The sequence below is a fragment of the Thermostichus sp. OS-CIW-29 genome (assembly GCF_054058195.1).
This window is the reverse complement of record NZ_JBSSAB010000018.1, coordinates 23,623-46,053: the sequence shown is the minus strand read 5'-3', so window position 1 is coordinate 46,053 and position 22,431 is coordinate 23,623. Positions and strand designations below refer to the sequence as shown.

General features: G+C 58.4%; 25 protein-coding genes and 1 riboswitch. Of the genes, 9 read left to right on the top strand and 16 right to left on the bottom strand.

The features are described from left to right. Positions 1–127: 127 nt before the first annotated feature. Positions 128–739 (top strand): hypothetical protein, encoded by a 612-nt coding sequence (locus tag ACVWZJ_RS08070; RefSeq protein ID WP_011431963.1) that lies wholly within the window; start codon positions 128–130, stop codon positions 737–739. 457 nt (positions 740–1,196) lie between these two features. On the opposite strand, the gene ACVWZJ_RS08065 is transcribed toward ACVWZJ_RS08070, so the two are convergent. The 4 genes from ACVWZJ_RS08065 to argC all read right to left on the bottom strand — a co-directional run bounded on the left by ACVWZJ_RS08065 (position 1,197) and on the right by argC (position 6,873). Then, a complete protein-coding gene (locus ACVWZJ_RS08065; RefSeq protein ID WP_457395702.1) occupies positions 1,197–2,321 on the bottom strand; it encodes an FtsW/RodA/SpoVE family cell cycle protein in 1,125 nt (374 codons plus the stop codon). Further along, a complete protein-coding gene (gene murD / locus ACVWZJ_RS08060) occupies positions 2,266–3,708 on the bottom strand; it encodes a UDP-N-acetylmuramoyl-L-alanine--D-glutamate ligase (RefSeq protein ID WP_457395700.1) in 1,443 nt (480 codons plus the stop codon). The genes ACVWZJ_RS08065 and murD overlap by 56 nt, the downstream gene beginning before the upstream one ends. Positions 3,709–4,285: 577 nt before the next feature. Then, positions 4,286–5,728 carry a hypothetical protein gene (locus tag ACVWZJ_RS08055; RefSeq protein ID WP_457395698.1) on the bottom strand — a complete coding sequence of 481 codons (1,443 nt, stop codon included), beginning with the start codon at positions 5,726–5,728 and terminating at the stop codon, positions 4,286–4,288. A 38-nt stretch (positions 5,729–5,766) separates the two neighbouring features. After that, positions 5,767–6,873 carry an N-acetyl-gamma-glutamyl-phosphate reductase gene (gene argC / locus ACVWZJ_RS08050; RefSeq protein ID WP_011431956.1) on the bottom strand — a complete coding sequence of 369 codons (1,107 nt, stop codon included), beginning with the start codon at positions 6,871–6,873 and terminating at the stop codon, positions 5,767–5,769. 229 nt (positions 6,874–7,102) lie between these two features. Between argC and ACVWZJ_RS08045 the strand changes: the two genes are divergently transcribed. Then, positions 7,103–7,387, top strand: coding sequence for a hypothetical protein (locus tag ACVWZJ_RS08045; protein WP_011431955.1), 285 nt, complete (start codon positions 7,103–7,105; stop codon positions 7,385–7,387). 102 nt (positions 7,388–7,489) lie between these two features. On the opposite strand, the gene ACVWZJ_RS08040 is transcribed toward ACVWZJ_RS08045, so the two are convergent. Both ACVWZJ_RS08040 and ACVWZJ_RS08035 read right to left on the bottom strand, forming a co-directional pair. Next, a complete protein-coding gene (locus tag ACVWZJ_RS08040; protein WP_414388265.1) occupies positions 7,490–8,218 on the bottom strand; it encodes a 2-phosphosulfolactate phosphatase family protein in 729 nt (242 codons plus the stop codon). Between the two features lie 16 nt (positions 8,219–8,234). Continuing rightward, positions 8,235–9,008, bottom strand: a complete 774-nt coding sequence (locus ACVWZJ_RS08035) for an ABC transporter permease (protein WP_414350495.1) — start codon at positions 9,006–9,008, stop codon at positions 8,235–8,237. A 62-nt stretch (positions 9,009–9,070) separates the two neighbouring features. Here ACVWZJ_RS08035 and purS point away from each other — a divergent pair, with 62 nt between their 5' ends. Then, entirely contained in the window at positions 9,071–9,328 is a 258-nt protein-coding gene (gene purS, locus ACVWZJ_RS08030) for a phosphoribosylformylglycinamidine synthase subunit PurS (RefSeq protein ID WP_457395695.1), read from the top strand. 115 nt (positions 9,329–9,443) lie between these two features. Beyond that, on the top strand, positions 9,444–10,121 hold the full coding sequence (gene purQ, locus ACVWZJ_RS08025; RefSeq protein ID WP_457395693.1) for a phosphoribosylformylglycinamidine synthase subunit PurQ: 678 nt from the start codon (positions 9,444–9,446) through the stop codon (positions 10,119–10,121). Between the two features lie 17 nt (positions 10,122–10,138). On the opposite strand, the gene ACVWZJ_RS08020 is transcribed toward purQ, so the two are convergent. The 3 genes from ACVWZJ_RS08020 to psbB all read right to left on the bottom strand — a co-directional run bounded on the left by ACVWZJ_RS08020 (position 10,139) and on the right by psbB (position 12,686). After that, a complete protein-coding gene (locus tag ACVWZJ_RS08020; protein WP_011431950.1) occupies positions 10,139–10,549 on the bottom strand; it encodes a response regulator in 411 nt (136 codons plus the stop codon). A gap of 399 nt (positions 10,550–10,948) precedes the next feature. After that, positions 10,949–11,047 (bottom strand): photosystem II reaction center protein T, encoded by a 99-nt coding sequence (locus tag ACVWZJ_RS08015; RefSeq protein ID WP_011431949.1) that lies wholly within the window; start codon positions 11,045–11,047, stop codon positions 10,949–10,951. Positions 11,048–11,153: 106 nt separating this feature from the next. Then, on the bottom strand, positions 11,154–12,686 hold the full coding sequence (gene psbB / locus ACVWZJ_RS08010) for a photosystem II chlorophyll-binding protein CP47 (protein ID WP_457395691.1): 1,533 nt from the start codon (positions 12,684–12,686) through the stop codon (positions 11,154–11,156). 360 nt (positions 12,687–13,046) lie between these two features. Between psbB and ACVWZJ_RS08005 the strand changes: the two genes are divergently transcribed. Both ACVWZJ_RS08005 and psbM read left to right on the top strand, forming a co-directional pair. Further along, positions 13,047–13,343, top strand: a complete 297-nt coding sequence (locus ACVWZJ_RS08005) for a 2Fe-2S iron-sulfur cluster-binding protein (RefSeq protein ID WP_011431947.1) — start codon at positions 13,047–13,049, stop codon at positions 13,341–13,343. An 85-nt stretch (positions 13,344–13,428) separates the two neighbouring features. After that, positions 13,429–13,536 (top strand): photosystem II reaction center protein PsbM, encoded by a 108-nt coding sequence (gene psbM / locus ACVWZJ_RS08000; RefSeq protein WP_071818137.1) that lies wholly within the window; start codon positions 13,429–13,431, stop codon positions 13,534–13,536. Positions 13,537–13,665: 129 nt separating this feature from the next. Here psbM and ACVWZJ_RS07995 read toward each other — a convergent pair whose 3' ends face one another. The 7 genes from ACVWZJ_RS07995 to ACVWZJ_RS07965 all read right to left on the bottom strand — a co-directional run bounded on the left by ACVWZJ_RS07995 (position 13,666) and on the right by ACVWZJ_RS07965 (position 20,536). After that, on the bottom strand, positions 13,666–14,052 hold the full coding sequence (locus ACVWZJ_RS07995; RefSeq protein WP_457395689.1) for a VOC family protein: 387 nt from the start codon (positions 14,050–14,052) through the stop codon (positions 13,666–13,668). A 206-nt stretch (positions 14,053–14,258) separates the two neighbouring features. Beyond that, complete coding sequence (thiC, locus tag ACVWZJ_RS07990) at positions 14,259–15,626, bottom strand: phosphomethylpyrimidine synthase ThiC (protein ID WP_457395687.1); 1,368 nt, start codon at positions 15,624–15,626, stop codon at positions 14,259–14,261. Between the two features lie 5 nt (positions 15,627–15,631). After that, positions 15,632–15,732, bottom strand: a riboswitch (TPP riboswitch). A 112-nt stretch (positions 15,733–15,844) separates the two neighbouring features. Continuing rightward, positions 15,845–16,582, bottom strand: a complete 738-nt coding sequence (locus ACVWZJ_RS07985) for a DUF1995 family protein (protein ID WP_414407536.1) — start codon at positions 16,580–16,582, stop codon at positions 15,845–15,847. 40 nt (positions 16,583–16,622) lie between these two features. Continuing rightward, positions 16,623–17,087, bottom strand: coding sequence for a GUN4 domain-containing protein (locus ACVWZJ_RS07980; protein ID WP_414330005.1), 465 nt, complete (start codon positions 17,085–17,087; stop codon positions 16,623–16,625). Positions 17,088–17,138: 51 nt separating this feature from the next. Beyond that, entirely contained in the window at positions 17,139–17,666 is a 528-nt protein-coding gene (locus tag ACVWZJ_RS07975; RefSeq protein ID WP_011431942.1) for a hypothetical protein, read from the bottom strand. 351 nt (positions 17,667–18,017) lie between these two features. Then, positions 18,018–19,970: a bifunctional metallophosphatase/5'-nucleotidase gene (locus ACVWZJ_RS07970; protein ID WP_457395708.1), complete on the bottom strand. Its 1,953-nt coding sequence runs from the start codon at positions 19,968–19,970 to the stop codon at positions 18,018–18,020. 212 nt (positions 19,971–20,182) lie between these two features. After that, on the bottom strand, positions 20,183–20,536 hold the full coding sequence (locus ACVWZJ_RS07965) for an MGMT family protein (protein WP_414329999.1): 354 nt from the start codon (positions 20,534–20,536) through the stop codon (positions 20,183–20,185). A 61-nt stretch (positions 20,537–20,597) separates the two neighbouring features. On the opposite strand from ACVWZJ_RS07965, the gene ACVWZJ_RS07960 reads away from it, so the two are divergent. The 3 genes from ACVWZJ_RS07960 to ndk all read left to right on the top strand — a co-directional run bounded on the left by ACVWZJ_RS07960 (position 20,598) and on the right by ndk (position 22,368). Then, positions 20,598–21,110, top strand: coding sequence for a hypothetical protein (locus ACVWZJ_RS07960; protein WP_011431939.1), 513 nt, complete (start codon positions 20,598–20,600; stop codon positions 21,108–21,110). A 49-nt stretch (positions 21,111–21,159) separates the two neighbouring features. After that, on the top strand, positions 21,160–21,831 hold the full coding sequence (locus tag ACVWZJ_RS07955) for a HupE/UreJ family protein (RefSeq protein WP_011431938.1): 672 nt from the start codon (positions 21,160–21,162) through the stop codon (positions 21,829–21,831). A gap of 87 nt (positions 21,832–21,918) precedes the next feature. After that, positions 21,919–22,368, top strand: a complete 450-nt coding sequence (ndk, locus tag ACVWZJ_RS07950; RefSeq protein WP_011431937.1) for a nucleoside-diphosphate kinase — start codon at positions 21,919–21,921, stop codon at positions 22,366–22,368. Positions 22,369–22,431 lie beyond the last annotated feature (63 nt).

The following is a 22,431-nucleotide window of genomic DNA, read 5'->3' as shown; positions in this document are numbered from 1 at the left end:
TGTTGGGCAAGGGGATGCCCCTATCTTCACAAGTCTTAAAACCTGGAAAAATTCCATTTTCTCCTGACTCCTCTGTCTCCCTCCGTCGGCCTTTGCAGCAGCAACCCTTGAGAAGTCTGAGATCCCGATGAGAGCCCCCCAGCCTGCCTCTGCTTTTGGAGAAGTGGTGGAGGCCGACACCACAACCTTTGTGGCCCAGTGCTTCGAGCCGGAACGCCTGACCTTCCCGCCCATGCCTGCTCTCGGCAGTTGGACGCGCTCCCAAGACGAAGAGACCGGCAACCTGATCTATGGCGTGGTTTGCTATGCCGCCATCGCCCCCATCGACACCGTCCATCGCGCCAGGGCTTTGGGCCTCTCCCCTCAGGAGCTGCGGGAGCAACAGCCCCAGATTTTTGCCATGTTGCGCACCGATTTTCGCGCGGCCATTGTCGGCTTTGTCAGCGGGGGACGGGTCTATCAGTACTTGCCGCCACGCCCTCCCCAGATTCACCAGCCGGTTTATCTCTGCTCCGATACGGAAGTAAGGGAGTTCTGCCGCTCTTTCGAGTTTTTGCGCACCCTGCTACGGGTCAACGGGATCCCAACCGATGAGCTGGTGGCTGCCGTGATCCGCCAGACTTACCGAATCCTGAACCGAGATCGCAACTGGCTTTTACAGGCAGGTCGGCAGTTGAGCTCTCTGTTGCGGGATGATTATGAGCATCTCAGCGCAATTTTACGAAAGATTGAAGCCTAAGCGAAGAAATATTGAGAATGGCCTTGGATCCCTCTGGAATCGAGTCGGGGGGTGATAACCTGAGGCCGTTTCCTATGGAATTGATTCCCTTTGAATCCTCTTTCTGCTGTAAAAATGTTTAACAAATTCAATCCTTCTGACAAACCCTCCAAAGGCAATTGGGCAGGTCGTACCTTTTCTGCAGCTGCGGGCGCTTCGGTGGCAGCCGGTGTTTGCATTGCCCACGGTCAGCCGGCTTATGTGTCGCTGTTGGTGGCCTGTTGCGCGACGGTGTTTACCCTCGTTTTGGATGAAATGGGCTGGATCTAGGCTCGGTTTCAACTTCAGCTTTGGTTTTGCTGCATAAGAAGCCGCTCTAAAGCAGAGACTAACCAATCCAATAGGGATCCCTGGCCCTCTGGGTTTGCTGCTTGCGTGAAAGGATCCCTTTGCTGGGTTGGCAACATGCAGCCTTACTTTACCCTGCTTCGCGGGCTGCCCGCACCAACAATCCTGCTGTGATCAGCCCTGCCAGAATGGAGCTACCCCCATGGCTGAACAAAGGCAGGGGCACGCCTGTGGTGGGCAAAATCCCAGTGACCACGCCGATGTTCATCAGCGACTGACCCACCAAAAACATCAGGCAGCCACAGGCTACTAAGCGAATGGTCAGCTCTCGACAGCGCCCCATCACTCGCCAGCCCAGCAAGGTGTAGAAAGTCAGCAACCCCAGAAAGAACAGGGATCCGGCCAAGCCAAACTCTTCTGCATACACCGAGAAGATGAAGTCGGTGTATTGGATGGGCAGGTAGAACAGCTTTTGCTGGGAGAGGCCATATCCCTTGCCCCACAGGCCGCCGGAGCCAATGGCCAACAGGCTTTGCACCAACTGATAGCCATCCCCTTGGGCGTTACCCCAGGGATCCAAAAAGGCCAAGATGCGCCGCCGTTGGTAATCTTTGCTGAGAATGCTCACCACAGCCGCCAGAATCCCCAGCCCCGCTGTGGCCAAAAGGGTGAAAGCTGGGATCCCGGCGGTCCAAGCCATAGCCCAGAGGGTAAGGCCGCAGATGGCCGTGGTGCCCAGGTTGGGCTGGGCGAGGATCCCCAAGAGCGCAAAGGCGAAGATAACCACCCAGAGGATGCGGAACCAGAGGGGATGGTGAAACCAGCGGCCAAAGATCCAGGATCCCTGCAACACCAACAGGGGCTTGAGCAATTCTGAAGGCTGGATAACAGGGATCACCTTCAAATCCAGCCAGCGGCTGGCCTCCAGGCGGGAAACCCCCAATCCCGGCACCTGGGTGGCCCACACCAAGCCAACTCCCACCAAGCAGAGGATCCCGGCCCAGGGGAACCAGCGCCGCAGCGGGATCTGCACCAGAGCCCAGAAACAGCCCAGACCCAGCCCGGCCCAGAGCAATTGGCGCTTGAAAAAGTAGAGGCCATCGCCGGTGATCCGCTGAGCCACCGGGTAGGAAGCGGAAAACAGCATCATCAGCCCCAGCACCAGCCAGATCAAGGTGAGCCAGCGCAGCCAGCGAGCTTCAGCATTCCAGGGATCCCTGGAGGGCTTGGCAGCAGGCTCGGAAATGGTTGCCACGGTGTTCAAAGCTGGAGTACTGGTCAAAACTGGCACAGGCGGGGGACAGCAAAATGGTGATGGGTTGAGCGGGCTTCCCCAAGCTCTGAGCTTGACGCGAAAGGGAACAAGCCGCTGCAAAGGCTCTTTCCACCGCTACATCTAGGGTTGGCACCAGCTCAACGTCAGTATAGTGGATCCCCTGGAGGGCCTCCGCCAGGGCTGGGGCAGACTCCCCCATCAGCACCACGCGGGCCACCTTGGCCCGAATCAACCGCAACCAGGCGCCGGGATCCCCCTGCTTAGCCCTTCCTCCGGCAATCAGAATAATGGGTGGGGAGAGGGCGTTGAGTGCCACCCAGCCGGCCTCGTAGTTGGTGGCCTTGCTGTCGTTGACAAAGCGGATGGGGGTGGCTCCCACCTGGATTTGCGCCACCCGCTCCAGCCGATGGGGCATGCCGGCAAAAGATCGGATGGCTTTTTGAATGGCAACGTTGGGGATCCCGGCCAGACGTGCTGCTGCTGCCGCCAAGAGCAGGTTTTGCAGGTTGTGTTGGCCAGGGCAGCGTTCTGCAAAGTCCTCCAGCTCCGCCACCATCTCCCCCTGGATGTAGAGGCGGTTTTCCCGCAGGTCAACGGTTGCGGTGGGATCCCGGTCACAACAGCCTTGGGTAGCAACAAGGGAAGTCCAATAGGTATTTTCCCAGTCCTGCCGGCGGCAGCACAGGTAGGGATCCTCGCCGTTGAGCACCCGCCACTGGGCCCGATCCAAAAGGCGAGCCTTAAAGCTGGCATAGCGCTCCAGCGTCCCATGCCGTTCTAGGTGATCGGGAGTGAAGGTGGTCCACACCCCAATGCGCGGCGGCCCTCCAGGAGTGCTGCTCATGAGGCGGCTGCTGGCTTCCAACTGATAGCTGCTCAGCTCCGCCACGATCCAATCCGGCTTGAGCTTTCCCTGGAGCGTTGCCAAAGCCACTTGCGACAGGGGCAGGCCAATGTTGCCGCAGGGGATCCCTTGCAACCCCGCCGCCTTGAACATTTCCGCCACCAGAGCCGTGGTGGTGCTTTTGCCGTTGGTGCCGGTGATCCCCACCCAGGGTAGGTGGTCAAGATAGATCCAGGCCAGCTCCGCCTCTCCCACCACCGGGATCCCCTGTTGACGCACCGCCTGCAGCAGCGGGTGATCCCAGGCAATGCCCGGACTGACCACCACCTGCTTCACCCCTTCGGCCAGTTGAAAAGGCTGCCCCAGCCGAACCGGGATCCCTTCCTGATTGAGCTCGGCCTGCCGCTGTCTGAGAAGAGGGGAATCTTGCTCATCCCAAACCAGCACTTCATAGCCCTGGGCCCGCAACAGCCGCGCTGCCGCCAGCCCCGCAATGCCTAACCCCAAAACTTGATGTTGCACGTTGGTTTCTACTTCTTTCTTTATTTGGGGATCCCTGCTTGGATCTTACCGGTCACGTCCTTGACCCGCATGTTTTTGTTCGACACTCCCCTTGCTTATGGGGGTAACCAGTTGGTGGAGTGGATGGAGTTTTCCTAGCCGCCTGGATGGCTAACTTGGGAATAGGCTGGAGCATGACTCTAGTCAATAATAAGCTCAACTATACTGAAAATAATGTATAATATGTTCAGTACGGATTACTACCAGTTGATCTTTCTGTTTACTTTCGAGTCTGCCAACATGGTAGCCAAAGCAAAGCAGAAAATTGGTAGTAAGACGACACGGAAACTGCGCTTTGGGTATTCTACTCAAAGCTTTGCGGGATACCGCCATTCTGTTTGGAAACAAACAGAATGCTATCGCTGCATAGTTGAACAGTGATGTTCAGCAGTGTTCAGCGTAAATGTATCAGACCAGTCCGCCGGCCACCCTCTACAACCCGTGCAGATTTGTCTTTGGCGTAGAAAAGATTCCACCTAGCCTGCCAGCCTCACTTTGTGGATGCTGTAGGAAATTTTCTTCCCTATGCATCATCTACTCAATCTTCCAAGGGATCCAACTTGGGATCCAGACTCTTGGCCGTTAGACGCAGAGCCTCCGCCTGATCCATCACCCGTGGAGCTTGCACTGCCGTTTCAAGGCCCTGGCGATAGCTCTCCCACAGGGGCATTTCTGGGTAGGTCTGCTGCAACTCGCTGATCTGATCCAGAAGGGCCTCCAGCCAGCCGGCCGTGCTCCAGGTGAGCAAAAACTGGAAGGGGTTCCAGAGGTTGAGCTGCCGCCCCAATTCATTTAGGCTCTCGTTGCGAATGGGCGGATCGAAGATGTCCGCCACGGTCATCAACTGGCGGGCCAGCAGAGGTCTGAGGAGTTTCTCGGCAGCTTCCACCACAGCGGGGATGGCAGCTTGGATCCGGTCGGGGCTGGGAATATTCCGCGCTTGGGGCAAGGCTTGCAGCACCAACTCCAGTCGCCGCTCTGCCTCTGCCGATTCCAAAGCCGATTCCAGGGTGGTGCCCACGCTGAGAAACACTTCTCCCGTCAGTAGCCGCACTGCATCGATGACCAGGTGATACAAGGGGGGGATCACGAGCTTAATCCACTCACTCTGGAAAAACTCCCGCAGCCGCCGTGCCGCATAGTCCCCCACTTGGGTGGTCTGGATCCCCACTTGAGTGAGATTGAGATACCAGTCGGGAGGAGATCCCTTGGGATCCAGCCAACGGCGCAGCGTTTGCCATTCTTCTTCTGTGAGGGCAGTTCGTCCCTGTTTTAAGCCAGTTCGCCGCAGCTTGCCCTCGGCATTCAAGAGCTTGCGCAGCTCCGGTGTGCCCAGCAAGGACAAGGCACCTGCCGAACCCACACTGCCGATCTCGATGGCGATCAAGGCGGCCAACAAGGCGGCTGAGGCCTTTACTTGAATCTGGCCGCTTTTGTCCATCACCAAAGGCAGGCGGCTGTTGCCATAGGCACAGGCACTCATCGCCTCCAGAGCAGAGCGTTGGTCAGAGGTCAGCGTCCGAGCCCAAGAAGGGATCCCGTGGCTTTCCGCCTCTGGATAGGCCGCTTCCTGCAAGCCGTGATACAGCAAGCTGGCCACCCAGGCGCGATCCGCAGCCTGCCGCAAAGAGCCAATGACCACTTCCCATTGGCAGGGGTTAAGCAGGGGCAAGAGCGCTTGCAGCTCTCGGTGGATGGGCTCTGGGGATCCCGCCGTTCTCGACTGTTCCAGAGCGCTTTGCAGCCGATCCCGCGCCTCTCGGCACAGCCCGCCCCACTCCAGTTGCAGGCGAGCCAGGGTCTGTTGCACCGTCTCTTCGGAGCGACGGGGTAGATCCTGCCAGCCCGCTTCCAGCTGCCGCCACAGCTCCTCCCAGTTCAGGCCCTCAGCAGCGCCATTGACGGCATCTGAGGCAACCTTTGAGCTGGGCGAGGCGTTTTGGGGCTCGGAATGGAAAGGGGGATTCAGGGGTTCAGACATGGACAGAATCCGCTTCAAGGGGATCACGGGCATTATAGCTAGGGGTAAAACGCCAGCCGAGGCAAACCCAACGTTTCCGGCCATCCCATCATCAAGTTGAGACACTGCACCGCCTGCCCTGCTTGCCCTTTCATCAGGTTATCGATCACCGACAGGACAATAACGCGGTTGGTGCGGCTGTCCACCTCCACCCCGATCATGCAGGTGTTGGTGCCGGAGACCCATTTGGTTTGCGGGTAAACCCCCCGCGGCAGCACCTTCACCCAGGGAGATTGGCGATAGAAAGCATTGTAAATGGTGAGCAAATCTTCCCCCACAAAGCCGGGATCCCGCAGGGTGGCATACAAGGTGACGTGGATCCCCCGCACCATGGGCACCAGATGAGGCGTAAATTGCACGGTGATGGGGGTGTGGGTCAGGTCGGTGCAAGCTTGCTCGATCTCGGGCGTATGGCGGTGCTGGGCCACTCCATAGGCTGCCAGAGAGCCGTCCACTTCGGCAAACAGGGATCCCACCTTGGGGGTACGGCCTGCCCCCGAAACGCCGGATTTGGCATCGAAAATGAGGCTGTCCAGCTCCACCAACCCCTGCCGCAGCAGAGGGGCAACCGCCAACAACGAGGCAGTGGGATAACAGCCGGGACAGCCCACCAGTTGGGCTTGGGCAATCGCCTCGCGATAAAGTTCCGGCAACCCATAGACCGCCTGCTCATTGGCCTGGCGATAGGCAGGGCTGGGCCAGTTGGGATCCGTCTGACCCATGCGGTACCAAGATTGGTAGGTGGCCAGGTTGCGAAAGCGGTAATCTGCCGACAAATCCAAGACTTTGCACCCCTTGGCCAGCAAGGGCGGGGCCAGCTCAGCAGCCAGCCCATTGGGGAGAGACAAAAACACCACATCGCTGTTGGCGGCAATGCGATCCACCTCTACCGGCTGAACGGTCAGATCCACCGCCTGGGCCAACTGGGGATAGAGATCCCCGTAGCGCTTGCCGGCACTGTCTTGCCCGGCCAGGTAGGTGATCTGCACGCCGGGATGCTCGCTCAGTAACCGCACCAACTGTACCCCTCCGTAGCCGGAAGCGCCGACGATGCCAATGCGGACAGGCTCTGTGGGGTGGGGTGGGCGGGGCGCCATGTTGGCCATGGGGGGGCTGCCTGTGCAAGAGGGTTGCGTGATGGCTTGCCTTAAGTTCTACCGCATTTTTCTGCTGCATTTGACGCTGCATCTTGTCCATTCGCGTTTTCATTCGCGTTAGCGTTGCGTGGTCATCCAGGGGGATTTGTTATGCTGGGTTCACCTGAGCCGCTCGGGCCTTGGCAGCGGCTTCCGTAATATCTGTCTATGTTCTGTGTAGCTTTCTAATCTGCGGTCTATGCACTATGAGCGATTGATCAACATGGTCTTGCGGGCCTACGGCCAAAGCAGCCGCCATGGCCTGGATCAGGAAACTCTGACCCTCTACTCAGAAGGCCCCTACACCCTCTACAAACTCACTTCCCATTTCGATCGCCGCTCCATTTTTGTGTTGGCCCAGAATCAGCGGGATATGTTTGTTTCTGGCGATGCGTTTAACAACAAGCTGATCCCAGGAGAATGGCAGGCGTGGCTGCACCAGAAAGCGTTGGGCATTGCCCCCGACACGGCCCAAGCGGGTTAGCTGCAGACCAGCTCTGCCGGGGAAGGATCCCCAAGCCCGCACCCGGCCTGTTGCTGAGAATGGCTGCTCACTTCCAACTGGCGGGATCCATCTATCCAAAATCTACCCGCCACTGGCCAAAACCCCTGGCTGAACCTGTCGGGGCACCACTGAGAGACGATCCAGCTGGGCACAATAGGCCAGATCCTTATCGTTTTCCGGCCCCAGACCCAACAACCGTTGCCCGTGGCTAGAGCGTCTCAACAAACCCAGCAGATCGTCCTGCCAAGTTTGGTAGAGGGCCAAGGCCGCCAAGGTCTCGTCGTTGCCCAACTGGTTCAAAGAGCAGCCCAGGCGATGCAAGATGGCTCCGGCACAGGCAGTATCTTCCAGCGAAAAGGCCCCTTCCCACCCGGATCCCACCAGCCACACCTCGGCAAAGGAGCCCCGTCTGAGAAAATCCACCACGGCTCCCAAGTTCACCAGGGCTGCTGTGATCACCACCGGGATCCCTTCCAGGCGCTGTAGGCTGCGCGTGCCGTTGGTGGTGCTCAGGAAGATGCGCTTGTCCCGCACGCGGTCGGGAGTGTAGTCGAGGGGGGAGTTGCCCAGATCAAACCCCGCCACCGCTTTGCCCCCCCGTTCCCCGGCCAAAAGCCGCTGGGAAGCCGGCCAGTTTTGGCTTGCCTCTTGGAGCTGCTGCAGGTGGGCAAACACCTGTACCGCTTCTGCTCCTGCTGCCAGCGCTGTGGCAATGGTGGTGGTGGCCCGCAGCACATCAATGGCCACCGCACACTCCGGGATCCCAGATGAAGGCACCTGTTCGGGCGTATAGAAGTGGAAAAAACGCATGGGGGAAGAGGTAACGTCAGAACTCACGCCGGGCGAACACCAACACTGCCAGAATCAGCAGCAAAAGGGTGTAAACCAAGCCGTACAGTGCATCTCCGAGAAGTTCTGCTGGGGGCGGAACTTGGCCGTAAACCGCAGCATCTCTCAAATTGAGGCGCTCCAAATCCGGCAGGATCAAATAAATCACCTCAAACAGTTTGCCAAATCCGGCATCTTTCACCAGCTTGCTCAGTTGCAGCAGGGCGCGGCTGGCATGGCCCATCAGGAACAGGGCAATGGTGTAGAGGGTGGCCAGAATCGAGGAAGTGAAAACCCCGAACAGCAGGGCTGCAGCAACAATCAGCACCAGCTCTAAGAAAGTGAAGACCGTCGCCCAGAGAATGGCCAAAAGGGGGATCGGGGCCTGCACCAGCAGCAGGCTGAGCAGAAACACAACTGTCATCAGCAGCACCAGCACCGACAGCAGAGCCGATAGGCCCAGATGCTTGCCGACAATGAACTCTGCCCGGCTCATGGGTTTGGCGATCAGCACATACACCGTGCGTTTTTCAATCTCCTTATTCACCAGCCCTGTGCCCACGAAAATGGCCACGATCAGGCCGAAGAAGTGAATGGCCGCCAACCCCAGGTCGGCAATGATTTTGTTGTGGGCCTGGTTGGCCACCTGCGGGATCAAAACAGCGGCTCCCAGCATGGCCACCGCAAATACCATCACCAGGTAGAGAATCCGATCCCGAATCGTTTCCCGGAAAACGTTGTGGGCAATGGCCACCACGCGCGACGCATCCATGACTGAACCCAAAGCTGTGATGATCCGACTGATACACTGGTAACAGATCCAGCCTTTATTCTATGCAGTTCCAGGCCCAGATTCAGATTCACCTACGCCCCTCTGTTCTCGATCCCGCCGGGGCTGCGGTTCAGTCCAGCTTGCATCAGCTGGGGCATACCCAGGTACAGCAGGTGCGCATTGGCAAGCATATCCAACTGCAGCTAGAGGCCTCCGATGCCGAGACCGCCCACCGCCAGGTGGATGAGCTGTGCCATCAACTGCTGGCCAACCCGGTGATTGAGACTTATCAAATCCAAGTGGCTGCCATCGGTGGTTAATTTGATGGGTTCACGCGATTTGGGGTTGATCTGATGGCCATTCCAAAAATACCCCCAACCCCTCTTCCATCCCTCTAATCTGACCATCTTCTTTCCTCTCACTTAAGGGATCCCAATGGCTGGCGTGAGGTTTGGCGTTGTTGTTTTTCCGGGTTCCAACTGCGACCGAGATGTAGCCTGGGTAACCCGCGGCCTCTTGGGCTGCCCAACGCGGCTGATCTGGCACCGAGAGACGGATTTGTCGGAGCTGGATGTGGTGGTGCTGCCGGGGGGCTTCAGCTATGGGGATTATTTGCGTTGTGGGGCCATCGCTCGTTTTGCTCCGGTGATGGGATCCCTGAAGGAGCACGTAGCGCGAGGCGGCTATGTGCTGGGCATCTGCAATGGCTTTCAGATCTTAACAGAGGCGGGCCTGCTGCCGGGGGCGCTGGTGCGCAATGCCAACCTGCACTTTATCTGCGACCGAGTGGGGATCCGTGTAGAACGGCAGGATCTCCCCTGGACAAGCGCGTATCCCCAGGGATCCACCCTAACCCTGCCCATCGCCCATGGGGAAGGCCGCTATACCTGCGACCCGGATACCCTCAAGCAATTGCAGGATCAAGGGCAGATCGTCCTTCGCTATGCTCCGGTTGCGCCCAACGGCTCTGTGGATAATATTGCCGGCATTTGCGATCCCAGCGGTCGGATTCTGGGTTTAATGCCCCACCCTGAGCGGGCAGCAGATCCCGATTTGCCAGGGCAGGATGGGATCCCCTTCTGGCAGTCGATTTTGCGCAGCTTCGCCGCCTAACTCTTCTCCAGGAGAACTCACCCCTGCCTCGGCCCTTGAGACAACACCTGGCGAACTTGATTCACCATCTCCTCGTGATCCACCACTGGCTTGGCGATATAACCATCCGCCCCGCTCTGGGCCAAGAATGCCTCGCGGTCGCCCCGCATGGCGTGGGCCGTCACCAAAATAATGGGGATGGAGCGGCTTTTTGGATCCGCCTTCAACAGTTGGGCAATGCGGATCCCGTCCACCGCCTCGCCGCGAAAGGTGCTCTGGGACAGGGAAACATCCAACAAAATGACATCCACCTCGTGCCCCTGGGCCAGCTTCAAAATCTGCTCCACATCCTGGCTGTGAAAGACCTCAAAACCTCCCCGCCGTCGCAACACCTTCTCAAAAACACGGGCGTTGATCGGATCATCTTCCACCAGCAGCACTGTTGCCATCGTTAACCCAATCTTGAATCTGAACCCAAGCTAAGCTGTCTCTGGGATCCCAAAAGCCATCCTAAGGCATCCTTAGCGAGTTCAATTTGAGCAGTAGGACAAGCGTTCTCCTACAGAGTACTGAAGAGTACCGAAAAGGGTCTCAGTAGCTCTGAGAACTCCCCCCTCCTCTCCCAAAAGGAAGGATCCTCAGGTTGCCGCTACTTGACTATTTATTTTGGAATCTTATTTTGGAATCACTCCATTCCGAGTTGCCGCTACCCAACCGCAAATAGGAAAGCCGGAGAGAGCTCCGGCCCCATCCAGAACTAAGCCTAAACCACAAATCTCAAAAGAGACTGACCTTCCCTCTGCCTTGCTTGAGCCCGGCACAGCAGGAACGGCAGCCACTACCCTGGGTTACTTCTTGGTAATTCTCGGAGTTTCCCGAAAGGCGACCGCGAAAAACAGAAGGCCCAACGTCAAAAACAGGATAAAGGTGTAGGTGATGGCTTCCATACAAAACCTCCATTTCTAAGGGGGCTTGATTCCAGATTAACTCGGAGCCGCCAGCACCCCATCTCCAAAGTGAAGCAGAGTGCCGACGGCATCGCCGAAAAGGGCTCTAGGCTTCCTGAACCTTGCGAGTGGTGGGATCCCCTACTTTCTGGAAGACGCCGAACTCCACCATTTCCTCGCTCATATTGGGGTCAATACCGGCGAACACATCGCGGAAGAGAGTGCGAGCGCCGTGCCAAATGTGGCCAAAGAAGAACAGCAGGGCAAAGACCGCGTGAGCAAAGGTAAACCAACCGCGGGGGCTGGTGTGGAAGGTGCCGTCCGCCTTGGGGGTTTCTCGGTCGAACTCAAACAACTGACCCAACTGGGCCTGGCGGGCATATTTCTTGACGGTTGCCGGGTCGGTAAACACCTGACCGTCCAGCTTGCCGCCGTAAAACTCCACCGTCACGCCCACCTGCTCAAAGCTGTAGCGCGACTCCGCCCGACGGAAAGGAATGTCTGCCCGCACCACGCCATCGGCATCCCGCAGAATAACCGGGAAGGTCTCGAAGAAATTGGGCATCCGCTGCACCGTCAGCTCGCGCCCTTCGCGGTCACGGAACACCGGGTAGCCCAGCCACTCGATGGCAATGCCATCCCCTTTGTTCATGGGGCCAGCTCGGAACAGTCCCCCCTTGGCCGGGCTGTTGCCCACGTAGTCGTAGAAGAGCAAAGATTTGGGCAGGGAGTTGTAGGCCTCGCTGCGGGTCATCCCGGCTTCCATGGCCGCATTTACCCGGCGGTTAATCTCCTGGTTGAAATAGCCAGAATCCCATTGGTAGCGGGTGGGACCAAACAGCTCCACAGGGGTAGTGGCGCTGCCGTACCACATGGTTCCGGCCACCACAAAACCGGCAAAAAACACCGCCGCGATCGAGCTGGAAAGCACCGTCTCGATGTTCCCCATTCGCAGAGCGCGATAGAGGCGCTGGGGTGGGCGTACCGTGATGTGAAATAGACCTGCAATGATGCCCACGATGCCTGCAGCAATGTGGTGGGCCACCACCCCTCCGGCGTTGTAGGGGTTAAAACCGGCTGGCCCCCATTCCGGTGCTACCGGCTGGACGTGTCCCGTCGTCGCATAGGGATCGCTCACCCACATTCCCGGGCCAAACACCCCCGTCAGGTGAAAAGCTCCAAAGCCAAAGCAGAGGATCCCGGCCAGCAGCAGGTGGATCCCGAACATTTTCGGCAGATCCAAAGCCGGCTCTCCGGTGCGGGGATCCCGGAACAGCTCCAGATCCCAGTACACCCAGTGCCAGCAGGCCGCCAAGAAGAGCAATCCGGACAAAACGATATGAGCAGTAGCTACCCCTTCAAACGTCCAGAAGCCCGCATTGGCTACGCTCTCGCCGTAGATATTCCAACCGCCCCAGGAGTTGACCACCCCCAGGCGAACCATAAATGGCATGACAAACATGCCCTGACGCCACATCGGATTTAGGACAGGATCCGACGGATCGAAAATGGCCGTCTCATAAAGCGCCATTGATCCGGCCCAACCTGCTACCAGAGCAGTATGCATCAGGTGAACCGCGATTAGGCGACCTGGGTCATTCAGTACAACCGTATGGACCCGATACCACGGTAGTCCCATAAAGCTCGGTCCTCCACGTTCTCCAACACTTGCGCGATATCCAGTCAAAATTAAGCCGACATCTTACCTGGGATCCTGACCTGAGCAGTTTCTTCAGAGTCGAGGGGTGCCGCACCCGCTTGAACCCCTGAGCGCACCCAAGAGGATATCGCTCTCAGAATTTCCATCACGGGCATCAAACAGTATAACGAAACGCTACCGACCTGAGTGGCTTCAGGCAGGATGCCGTCTCACTTTAGGCATCATCATCCCAGATCTCTCGCCAGAGATTAAAAATATGACTTAAAATGTTACAATACTTAGCAACTGTGAGCGCTCTCCTGGCTCAGTCTGAAAGGTGTCGTGGTTTCTGGCAGGGGTATGGCAACGATTCGCTTCGTCAACGAGAACCGAGAGATCTTCGTCGCTGAAGGCGCTAACTTGCGCTTGAAGGCTCTGGAAAACCAGATCGATCTCTACAAAATGATGGCCAAGCTGCTCAACTGCGGCGGCAACGGCCAATGTGGCACCTGTGTGGTGGAGATTGTCGAGGGATCCGAGAACCTCTCCCCTCGCACCGAGGCAGAAAACCGCAAGCTCAAGCGCAAGCCCGATAGCTACCGCCTTGCCTGCCAGACCAAAGTGCTGGGGGATGTTTCCGTCAAAACAAAGCCCTAGCCTTGGCCCGCCTGTTTTCCCTTTGGGCAAGTCGTACTCAAGAGTGGTATGCTGACTGCCAGTTGGGCTTGTGGCATTTGGAGTTATGGAGACGAACTACCTGGGCATCTTGGCCACTCTCTTAGTCGTTCTGGTGCCCGCCATCTTCCTGGTGATTTTGTACGTGCAAACCTCCAGCAGATCTGGCGACTGACCGGGCAACTCCCACTGGCTCAAGTCGGGTAAATGCTGGTCAAAAGGGGGGATCCCCTGTGTAGGAGGGGATCCCTTCGTCTTTTGTCGTCTAGGCTGGGCGAATTAAGGGTATTTGGAGCTCTATCGGTCAAGCTGTTGCTTGAGCTGACCTAGCCCTGTCGAAAGTCCCCGCAGGCTCATACAAAAACTCAAACAGGTTGCCGTCGGGATCCTTGCCATAGAAAGAGGCAGTGCCATCCCGGTGGCTGTGGATTTCCCCCACCAGGATCCCTTGGGATTTCAGGCGCTGGTGCTCTTGCCGAAGCTCCTCTATGCTGTCGAAGACAAAGCCAAAGTGAGGCCCTGCCGCGCGGTAGCCCGGCCCCAATAGCGCCAGCCCATCCTCTCCTGCCTTCATGTAGGCCCAGTCGGGATCCTGCCAGACGTTAACCATGCCCAGCTTTTGGTAGAACTCCACCGCCTTGGGAATGTCCTCTACCCGGATGGCGACATGCCCGAGTTGTCTAAGTGCCATGTCATCCTCTGTGCTCAATTGAGCCAACTGCAATGGTTCTTCTACAGATCAGCTTGACACACTCCCCGCCGCAAAGGGCAGGGATCCCTGCAGCAAGACAGGGCTCTAGACCTGACTTCTTGAGAACTTGAGACAGGGATCCCAACCCAGTCCATAGGCAGGACAGAAGATGGTTTCAACCCATTGGATTGGGGATGAACCAAGACTTATCCTGTTGGCTGCGCGGCCAAGAACCGCTCCAGCTCGCTCAAAGCCTCTGCATCCATCTTAGTTTGCATAGGGCAAAACTTTGGCCCACACATGGAGCAGAACTCTGCCGTTTTGTAGATATCTGCCGGCAAGGTTTCGTCGTGATATTCTCTGGCGCGTTCTGGATCCAAAGACAATTCAAACTGCCGGTTCCAGTCGAAGTTATAGCGAGCTCTGGACATCTCATCATCGCGATCCCTGGCCCCAGGCCGGTGACGGGCAATGTCGGCAGCATGGGCGGCAATTTTGTAGGCAATGAGGCCGTTGCGCACGTCCTCAGCATTGGGCAAACCCAAGTGTTCCTTGGGGGTGACGTAGCAGAGCATTGCCGCACCATACCAGCCAGCCAAGGCCGCCCCAATGGCGGAGCTGATGTGGTCATAGCCTGCCGCAATATCGGTTACCAAAGGCCCCAAAACGTAGAAGGGAGCTTCGTCGCACTCCTCCATTTGCTTGCGCACGTTAAATTCAATTTGATCCATCGGCACGTGCCCCGGCCCTTCTACCATCACCTGCACATCGTGCTCCCAGGCCATGCGGGTCAGCTGGCCCAGGGTTTTCAACTCCGCCAGTTGCGCCTCATCAGAGGCATCGTGCAAACATCCCGGTCGCAAAGAATCTCCCAGACTAAAAGAAACATCGTATTTCTTGAAAATCTCGATAATGTCGCGGAAGTGGGTATAAAGCGGGTTTTGTTTGTGGTGGGCCAACATCCAACGGGCCAGGATCCCACCCCCACGAGAAACAATTCCCGTCAGGCGATGGCGCACCAACGGCAGATATTCGATCAGGATCCCGGCATGGATGGTCATGTAGTCCACCCCTTGCTGGGCCTGCTTTTCGATAATATGCAAGATATCTTCTGCCGAGAGTTTTTCGACATTGCCATGCACGCTTTCTAGGGCCTGGTAGATGGGCACCGTGCCAATGGGCACTGGAGAAGCTTGGATAATGGCTGTGCGAATTTCATCCAAATCGCCCCCGCCGGTGGACAGATCCATAACGGTATCGGCGCCGTATTTGATGGCCAATTTCAGCTTTTCCAGCTCTTCGGCCAAGCCGGAAGAAGTAGGGGAAGCGCCAATGTTGGCATTGACTTTGCACCGGGAAGCGATCCCAATGCACATCGGCTCGAGGTTGGTGTGATTGATGTTGGCAGGGATGATCATGCGACCCCGGGCCACTTCCGAGCGGATCAGTTCCGGCGGCAGGTTTTCCCGCCGGGCCACGTACTCCATCTCTTCGGTAATCGCGCCCTGACGGGCAAAGTGCATCTGCGTTACATTTGCTTGCCCACGGCGACGGGCAACCCATTCGCTGCGCATGTTGTCAACTCCAGTGCTCGCTTTCCTACGCTGGTATGAACCAGATCAGGTTCTGAGGATGTAATCTCAGCCTGGGGGGGATCCCCAGACACTCCTAGCGTGGTGTGATCATATCACCGAAATAGAGATGAGGCGGGGAGCTTTATAGTCTTTATTAAAAGAGTTTGAGATAGTACTAACCCTCACCCCTGGCCTCTCTCCCCATGAGATCCTGACCCTCACAGGGATCCCAGCCAGCGCCGCCAGCTCCACCAGGGATCCTTTCCCTTGCTGGCCCTGAACAGTTCGGCCACTTCCTCGCCGGTGGGCTGGGCAATAAAAGTCTTCAAGACGCTGTAGAGGCCGGGCTCTTCCTGCTGCCACACGCTCCAGGGATCCGGATAGGCCCGAAACAGGGCCCCCTCCACTAGGGAGCGCAGGTAGTAGCTGGTCTCAAAGGTGCTCAGGAACCGCTGCCGCAGCCGGCGACCGGCCAGACCCACACCCACGGTGGCGGCATCCTGCAATTGGGGGTTGAGCAGCACGACGGGTTTGGGATCCCGTCCTTTGGAAGCCAGCCCAGAGGGATCCCCGCCGCTGACCGCTTGGCAAACCCGCTCCACCTGATCCAAGCTGTAAACCGCTGGCATCACCAGCAGGAGGCTCTGTTCTGGGGTAGGTTGAGTCCGGGAAGTCAAGCTCTGTAATTCAATCCCTTCTGGCAGGGATCCCCATTCCCGCTGGGCCAGGGCTGCTCCGCCGGCATCGCTGAATAGCACCAAAGCAGGCGGTTGCAGCAGCTCCAAGAACGGGCGGGACAATACTTCTGGCTTGATGTCGGGGGCCAGGATCTCGATGAGCAGGCGGCGATATCCTGCTTGCATAGCCAGCCGTGTAGCCTGGATGGCCTGCTCACAGGCCTGGGCCAGGTCGATGGGCAAGTTGGGAAATTGGGTTAGTTGCAGTTGCTCGGCCACAGTCTAGTCCAATTATGATTCAGCCAGTAACCAAGGATGCTCAGCCAGACACTTCTTCCCAAGCCTTGTGGGTGAGCAACTCCTCCAGAACCCGCACCCCCCGCAGTTGGTTGGAAAGGGGCAGGTGGCCCTTGGGGGCGGAGAGATCCCAGATGAACTCGTCAGGGTAGCGAGTCCAGTGGTAGCCCTGCTTCCAGCCAATGAGCGGCCAGAGGCGCTCCCAGTTGCGGTTCACCCCCAGCCACAGTTGCCGCTGCACCGAGTAGCCAAAGCGATCCCCGGAGGCCGCCCGCCACAGGCGATCGATCGTGCGCAGATCCTCGACCGGGATCCGGCTCACCTCGGAAAAATACAGCCAGCCCCGCCGCGCCGCCCCCTCTCCTGCCGCCCGACATAGCAGTTGTAGGCTCAGCCGATCCGCCTCCAGCCAGGCTCCCGCCGATAACAGCTCCTGTAGAGGACGATAGTCGATATTCAGGGCTGAAGTCAGAGGGACGGTCACCATTGCCAAGTTGCAAAAGGTCTCCCTTGATTTTAGTCCCTGCTGTCCGTCCCCTCAGGTTTCAGGCGGGTACTTGGGCGGATCCCCGAAGATGATGCGATAGCCGATGTACGCCACCCCCAACAGCCCTGCCAGGATCCACAAGAAAGCCGAAAAGGGCATGTAGGAAAAAAAGACAAGATAAACCCGGCGACTGAGCCAAGAAAAAATAAGATAGACTGCCGCCAAAATGCCGATCCCTTGCAAGGTGCGAAAAGCCGGCACCCGCGAGAGAGGCATGCGCTGCCGCGCCACCCAGATGGAGCTAAGAAAAGTCCAGGGAGGCACCAGCAGCAAGAACATATCCGCCTGCTTCACCACCGCCTGCCAGCCGGCGGTGTTGGTGGCATAGGCCAAGTAGCCCGCCCAGAGGACAAGAGTTACCGCTCCCAAGCCGATACTTAAGCTGAGCAAAAAAGGCTCCTCCCATTGGCCTGGGATCCAGTCGCAGAGAACCCAAACCACCCAAGGGGTGGCAAAGAGCAAAAGCGCAATGGCTAAGCCATTGGCGTTGAGCTGGGTAAAAAACGTCTCCAGGGTCATGAACAGCAAAAGGAGCGAACGTCACCCTTGATGGTAATGATTCCTCCTTCAATCTGCAATTCGATTCGTATACAGAATCCATGAATTTGTTGGGAGCAATGCCCAAAAGGTTCACAGGCCGTCCGGGCATTCGTGTAAGCCTTGCCAAGCAACAACAGCGGGGATGGAAGTGGGAAAAAGAAAAGGGATCCTTGACACTGGCCAGGGATCCCTTCCTAAAAAGCTCAAGACATTTCTCCGGCACGCTGCTGAGGCAACTCATCCAAGCCAATCTCCCCTTTTGCAAGAAGTGAGTCTGGCATCGGAATCCCTACTCCTCCGGATCCATCCGCCTCAGTCCATTAACCCAATCTACAGCCCTTGCAGCACCGTATCCTGGCGCACCGAGAGGTTCTGGATGCGGGTATCCTGGGCCGGCGGGGTGTCCGGTTCGGTGAACACGCCGATCTGCCGCAAATACCGAGCCAAGGCATCTTGCTCGCTGCCGGGGGTATCGAAGGTAATGCCAGAACTGGGGGCCAAGTTCACCCGGTTGGGGTTGGACAGGCGAGGGAAGGGATAGTCATCCCCACCGTTGGCCAAGAAGTCCAGGGTCACCAGGCGGAAGGTGCGTCTGGGATCCCCTTGCACTTGGCCGTTGCGCACCACCACATCCCGACCTGTGGGCGTATCCACCCGCAAGGAGAGGACGCGGGATCCCGGTGGCCGCGAGGGATCAAAGCTAAAGGCAAAGCCGCCAATTTGGGGGAAGCGGCCCGGCGTAGCTCCCGGCTGGGTTTGCGCCACCCCGTGTTCCACTATCTGCTTCAGTTCCTCAGCGGTGACGGTCAACAGAGAGAGGCCGTTGTTAAAAGCAAGGGCCGTTTCGATGTCCAGCTGAGAGATTTGACCGGACTGCTTGCCGGCTTCAGGGTTAGCCACCGGTGGGATGCGCCGCACCGGCTCACCGCCGCCGCCGCCGGTGGTAGCCCCAATGGGAGCGCGAATGCCACCGCCATTTTTCAGGGAGATAACCGTAGAAGGATCGACCGTTCTGGCGTAGGCCAAGTTGGCATCGGCAGTGAGGTTGCCCAGGTTGGTTTCCTCGGTGCGCACCTCTGCCCGCAGGCCGTTGAGAAATTGAGTGGTGGAGCCAAAGGTGCGGCCATCCTTGGTGCGGATGATGTTGCCGATCTCATTGGCCACCCGAACCACGTCAGGATTGGGGGTGCCCCTGACAGCTGCTACCCCTTGGTCGTCGGTGGCATAGGCACCGCTCACCGGGTCAATGCGGGCAATAACCCCGTTGGCGTCAAAGCTGACCACCAGGCGGCCCACGTAGCGATAGTTGGAGCCGGTGTTGACCACCGCCACCGGTTGACCACTGGCGGAGGAGCGCAAGATGGGGTAGTCACCCCTGCGGGTATCGGGCAAATCAGTGCGCAGGCGATCGGTGGGCTTGGCGATCACCTGGTGGGATCCGCCGGCAATGATGATGTCCACATTTCGCAATTGGCTGGCCAGGGCTACCTCGTTTTGCAACTGTTGCAGATGGGCTAGGAGGATAATTTTGTTGATGCCCTGAGCGGTGAGTTGATCGACGAAGCCCTGGATTAGAGCGGCACTCACCTGGTCAGTATCGTCCACCCTGCCTTCTACCCTCACCTCGGGGCCGGGGCTAGAGATGGCCGCCAAACGGGTGGTGGTGGCTCCCACCAGACCGATCCGCTGCCCTCCTACCGTGATCACCGCCGTCTTGGCGATCTTGCCGCGGATAGAGCTGGCCTCTTGACCATCAGCAGCAAAGTCAGAGCTAGCCAATTCGCCGGTACCGCTGAAGCTGAGGTTGGCGCTCAAGTAGGGAAAACGAGCCCCAGCGTAGCCGCGGCCAGTGTCGGGCCGGATGAGGTCGCGAATTTGGCGCGTGCCCTGGTCGAACTCGTGGTTGCCGAAGGCAGCCGCCTCAAAGCCAATGGCGTTGATGATCTCGATATCGGCTTTGCCAGGGGTGAGGTTGTAACGGCCTTGCAGAGACCGATCCGTGCTGGCGTTGTAGAAGGGGCTGGGGATATAGTTGTCCCCACTGGAGAGCACCACCGTATTTGGGAATTGGGGGCGCAGAGCATTCACCACCGCCGAGAAGCGCGGCGCATCTTGTACGGCAGCGATCGAGGCTTCCAAGTCGCTGGCATGTAGGATTTGCAGGGTAAAAGCGGGCGGCTGAGTCGAGAGAGCCACATTGGGATCCGAGGCGATAAACCCAGCCCCTCCGCCGGTTGGGGGAACCGAGCTGCTGCTACCGCAGGCGCTGGCCAGGCTCAGCACCAAACACCACAACCCGACCCACAGGGACCTGGCCAGAGGGTTCAGCCAATCCGGGAGCCATCTCTTGGCAGGGGCAGACCCTCGAGCACGGCAAGCTGGTTTCATGACAATTCCTTCACTCCATCCACAAGAGAGGACGCATCCGCGTTCACGTTACCAAGGCTGGGATTGGGGTTTCGCTATGACCTGTTTAAGGTTAGGTCAAGCCTAGGTTAAACTTCCCCTGGATCCCAGCCAAATTGTTGCAAGTCCACCTGGCCCTCGGCGTCGAAGTGGATCCCTTCGGCTTGCAGCAGCGCTTTCTGCAGGTCGTCGTAGCCCAGGCGAAAAGGGGAGTAGGAAATGCAGCCCTGGGCGTTGATCACCCGGTGCCAAGGGATGTCGGTGTTTTGGCCTTGCAGGCGAAACAAAGCATAGCCCACCTGGCGAGCATAGCCGGGGTAACCGGCAACCCGCGCCACCTGCCCATAGGTGGCCACTCGGCCCGGCGGGATCCGCCGCACCACTTCGTAAAAGCGCTGGTAGAGGCTAGTAGATGGAGCGCTAGTGGAGCCAGACTGGGTCACAGGGATCCTCGCTCAAACTTGGCAGACAATAAGATGTGGAACGGATTGGATCCCCGGGTCCATGAGCTATTTAATCGCGGTACTGCCGGATCGCATAGCCGCTGAGGCGGCCTACAGCGCCCTGGAACAAGCCGGCTTTTCCCTGGAGCGATTGCATCTGCTGGGGCGGGGCTACAAGAGTGCCGACGAGTTTGGGCTGATTGACCCGGCCCAAGCGGCCCGCCGTCAGATGCGGCGCCTGGCCATTTGGTTGGTGCCCTTTGGCTTTTTGGCCGGGGTGGGGTTCAGCGTTTTGAGTGGTTTGGATACCTTTGCCTGGGCGGGACCTATAGGCAACCACCTGATCGGCGGCCTATTGGGCGCGATGGGCGGGGCCATGGGCAGCTTTTTCGTCGGCGGCGGAGTGGGCTTGTCTGGTGGCTCCGGCGATGCTTTGGCTTACCGCAACCGCCTCGCTGCGGGCAAGTACGTGCTCATTGTGGAAGAAGAGAACGAAACCCGCCTCCGCGAAGCCACGCGGATTTTGCGCCAGTTTGAGCCGGAAAATCTGCAAGGGTACAGAGAGCGCCCCTAGACTGGGAGATCTGGGCAGCTATTGAGAGAACTCAGGGAGGTCCAAAAGCATGTCTTGGCTGTGGCAGCAAGTCCCATCGCCGCTTGGGCGGTGGCGGAAGGAAGGGATCCCCAGCTTTGCCGCTGCTGGGGGTGCACTGGCAGTTACGGGGTTTTTTTCGCCGGCTTTTGCCCACCACGCCCTGGGAGGGAAACTGCCTGCAACGGCCTGGGAGGGATTTCTCTCCGGGCTGGCTCACCCTGTCATTGGCTTGGATCACCTGGCCTTCGTCGTGGCCATCGGTCTTGTGGCGGCGGGGCAGCCCTGGCGCTACGGGATCCCTTTGGGCTTTGTGTTGGCAGGTTTGGTGGGCACTGGGATCCACCTGGCCGGCTGGGATCCCCTGGGACTGACGGAGCTGGCCATTGCCTCTTCCGTGGTTCTCTTCGGCTTGCTGCTGGTGCAACCGCGGCAGATCCCAAGTTGGCTCTTGCTAATAGGGGGATCCCTGGCGGGGCTATTCCATGGCTATGCCTACGCCGAAACCATTATCGGCGCCCAACCCATGCCTTGGGTGGGATATCTACTGGGGTTGAGCACCGTCCAGTATGGGGTAGCTCTCCTGGCCCTTTGGGCAGCAGAACGCTGGGGGTTGCGGATCCCTGGCTTAACTCGCTGGGCCGGCTGGGCGATTACAGTGGTGGGGGCTGCCTTCCTGACCTTGGCAGTGGTGGGCGCGTAAAAAGCGCTAATTTTGCTCCCTTGCGCTCGGGATCCCCGATCCGGTACAAGGATAGCGGTGAAGATCTGTAAAACGAGGGGAGATCCCATGGAGCGCACCTTTATTGCCATCAAGCCAGACGGCGTGCAGCGGGGGCTGGTGGGCACCATCATCCAGCGCCTGGAGAGCCGGGGCTACCAATTGGTGGGCCTGAAGCTGGTGCAAGTGAGCCAAGAGCTGGCGGAAGCCCATTACGCCGAACACAAGGAGCGCCCCTTCTTCCACAGTTTGGTGAAGTTCATTACCTCGGGGCCGGTGGTGGCTATGGTCTGGCAGGGCAAAGGGGTGATTGCTGCCGCCCGTAAGCTCATCGGCAAGACCAACCCCCTGGAGGCAGAACCGGGCACCATTCGCGGCGATTTTGGCATCGACATTGGCCGCAACCTCATTCACGGCTCCGATGGAGTTGAAACCGCGCAGCGGGAGATCGCCCTTTGGTTCGATGAGTCGGAATTGGTGAGCTGGACACCGGTTGCCCAAAGCTGGATTTATGAGTAGGTACTTGCTGCAGGCAAGGGGTAGTCGTGTTCGCAGGTTCCAGACCGGAAGTAGTGCAGAGCG

Coding starts and splice junctions, on each gene's coding strand:
- ACVWZJ_RS08040 (WP_414388265.1), bottom strand. CDS start 8,218: ATGCGTTTTTTCCACTTCTATACGCCCGAACAGGTGCCTTCATCTGGG.
- ACVWZJ_RS08015 (WP_011431949.1), bottom strand. CDS start 11,047: ATGGAAGCCATCACCTACACCTTTATCCTGTTTTTGACGTTGGGCCTT.
- psbB (WP_457395691.1), bottom strand. CDS start 12,686: ATGGGACTACCGTGGTATCGGGTCCATACGGTTGTACTGAATGACCCA.
- ACVWZJ_RS07995 (WP_457395689.1), bottom strand. CDS start 14,052: ATGGCACTTAGACAACTCGGGCATGTCGCCATCCGGGTAGAGGACATT.
- ndk (WP_011431937.1), top strand. CDS start 21,919: ATGGAGCGCACCTTTATTGCCATCAAGCCAGACGGCGTGCAGCGGGGG.
- ACVWZJ_RS07955 (WP_011431938.1), top strand. CDS start 21,160: ATGTCTTGGCTGTGGCAGCAAGTCCCATCGCCGCTTGGGCGGTGGCGG.
- purS (WP_457395695.1), top strand. CDS start 9,071: ATGCAGTTCCAGGCCCAGATTCAGATTCACCTACGCCCCTCTGTTCTC.
- ACVWZJ_RS07980 (WP_414330005.1), bottom strand. CDS start 17,087: ATGGTGACCGTCCCTCTGACTTCAGCCCTGAATATCGACTATCGTCCT.
- purQ (WP_457395693.1), top strand. CDS start 9,444: ATGGCTGGCGTGAGGTTTGGCGTTGTTGTTTTTCCGGGTTCCAACTGC.
- ACVWZJ_RS08005 (WP_011431947.1), top strand. CDS start 13,047: ATGGCAACGATTCGCTTCGTCAACGAGAACCGAGAGATCTTCGTCGCT.
- ACVWZJ_RS08070 (WP_011431963.1), top strand. CDS start 128: ATGAGAGCCCCCCAGCCTGCCTCTGCTTTTGGAGAAGTGGTGGAGGCC.
- ACVWZJ_RS08045 (WP_011431955.1), top strand. CDS start 7,103: ATGCACTATGAGCGATTGATCAACATGGTCTTGCGGGCCTACGGCCAA.
- ACVWZJ_RS08055 (WP_457395698.1), bottom strand. CDS start 5,728: ATGTCTGAACCCCTGAATCCCCCTTTCCATTCCGAGCCCCAAAACGCC.
- argC (WP_011431956.1), bottom strand. CDS start 6,873: ATGGCCAACATGGCGCCCCGCCCACCCCACCCCACAGAGCCTGTCCGC.
- ACVWZJ_RS07975 (WP_011431942.1), bottom strand. CDS start 17,666: ATGACCCTGGAGACGTTTTTTACCCAGCTCAACGCCAATGGCTTAGCC.
- ACVWZJ_RS07960 (WP_011431939.1), top strand. CDS start 20,598: ATGAGCTATTTAATCGCGGTACTGCCGGATCGCATAGCCGCTGAGGCG.
- psbM (WP_071818137.1), top strand. CDS start 13,429: ATGGAGACGAACTACCTGGGCATCTTGGCCACTCTCTTAGTCGTTCTG.
- ACVWZJ_RS08020 (WP_011431950.1), bottom strand. CDS start 10,549: ATGGCAACAGTGCTGCTGGTGGAAGATGATCCGATCAACGCCCGTGTT.
- thiC (WP_457395687.1), bottom strand. CDS start 15,626: ATGCGCAGCGAATGGGTTGCCCGTCGCCGTGGGCAAGCAAATGTAACG.
- ACVWZJ_RS08035 (WP_414350495.1), bottom strand. CDS start 9,008: ATGGATGCGTCGCGCGTGGTGGCCATTGCCCACAACGTTTTCCGGGAA.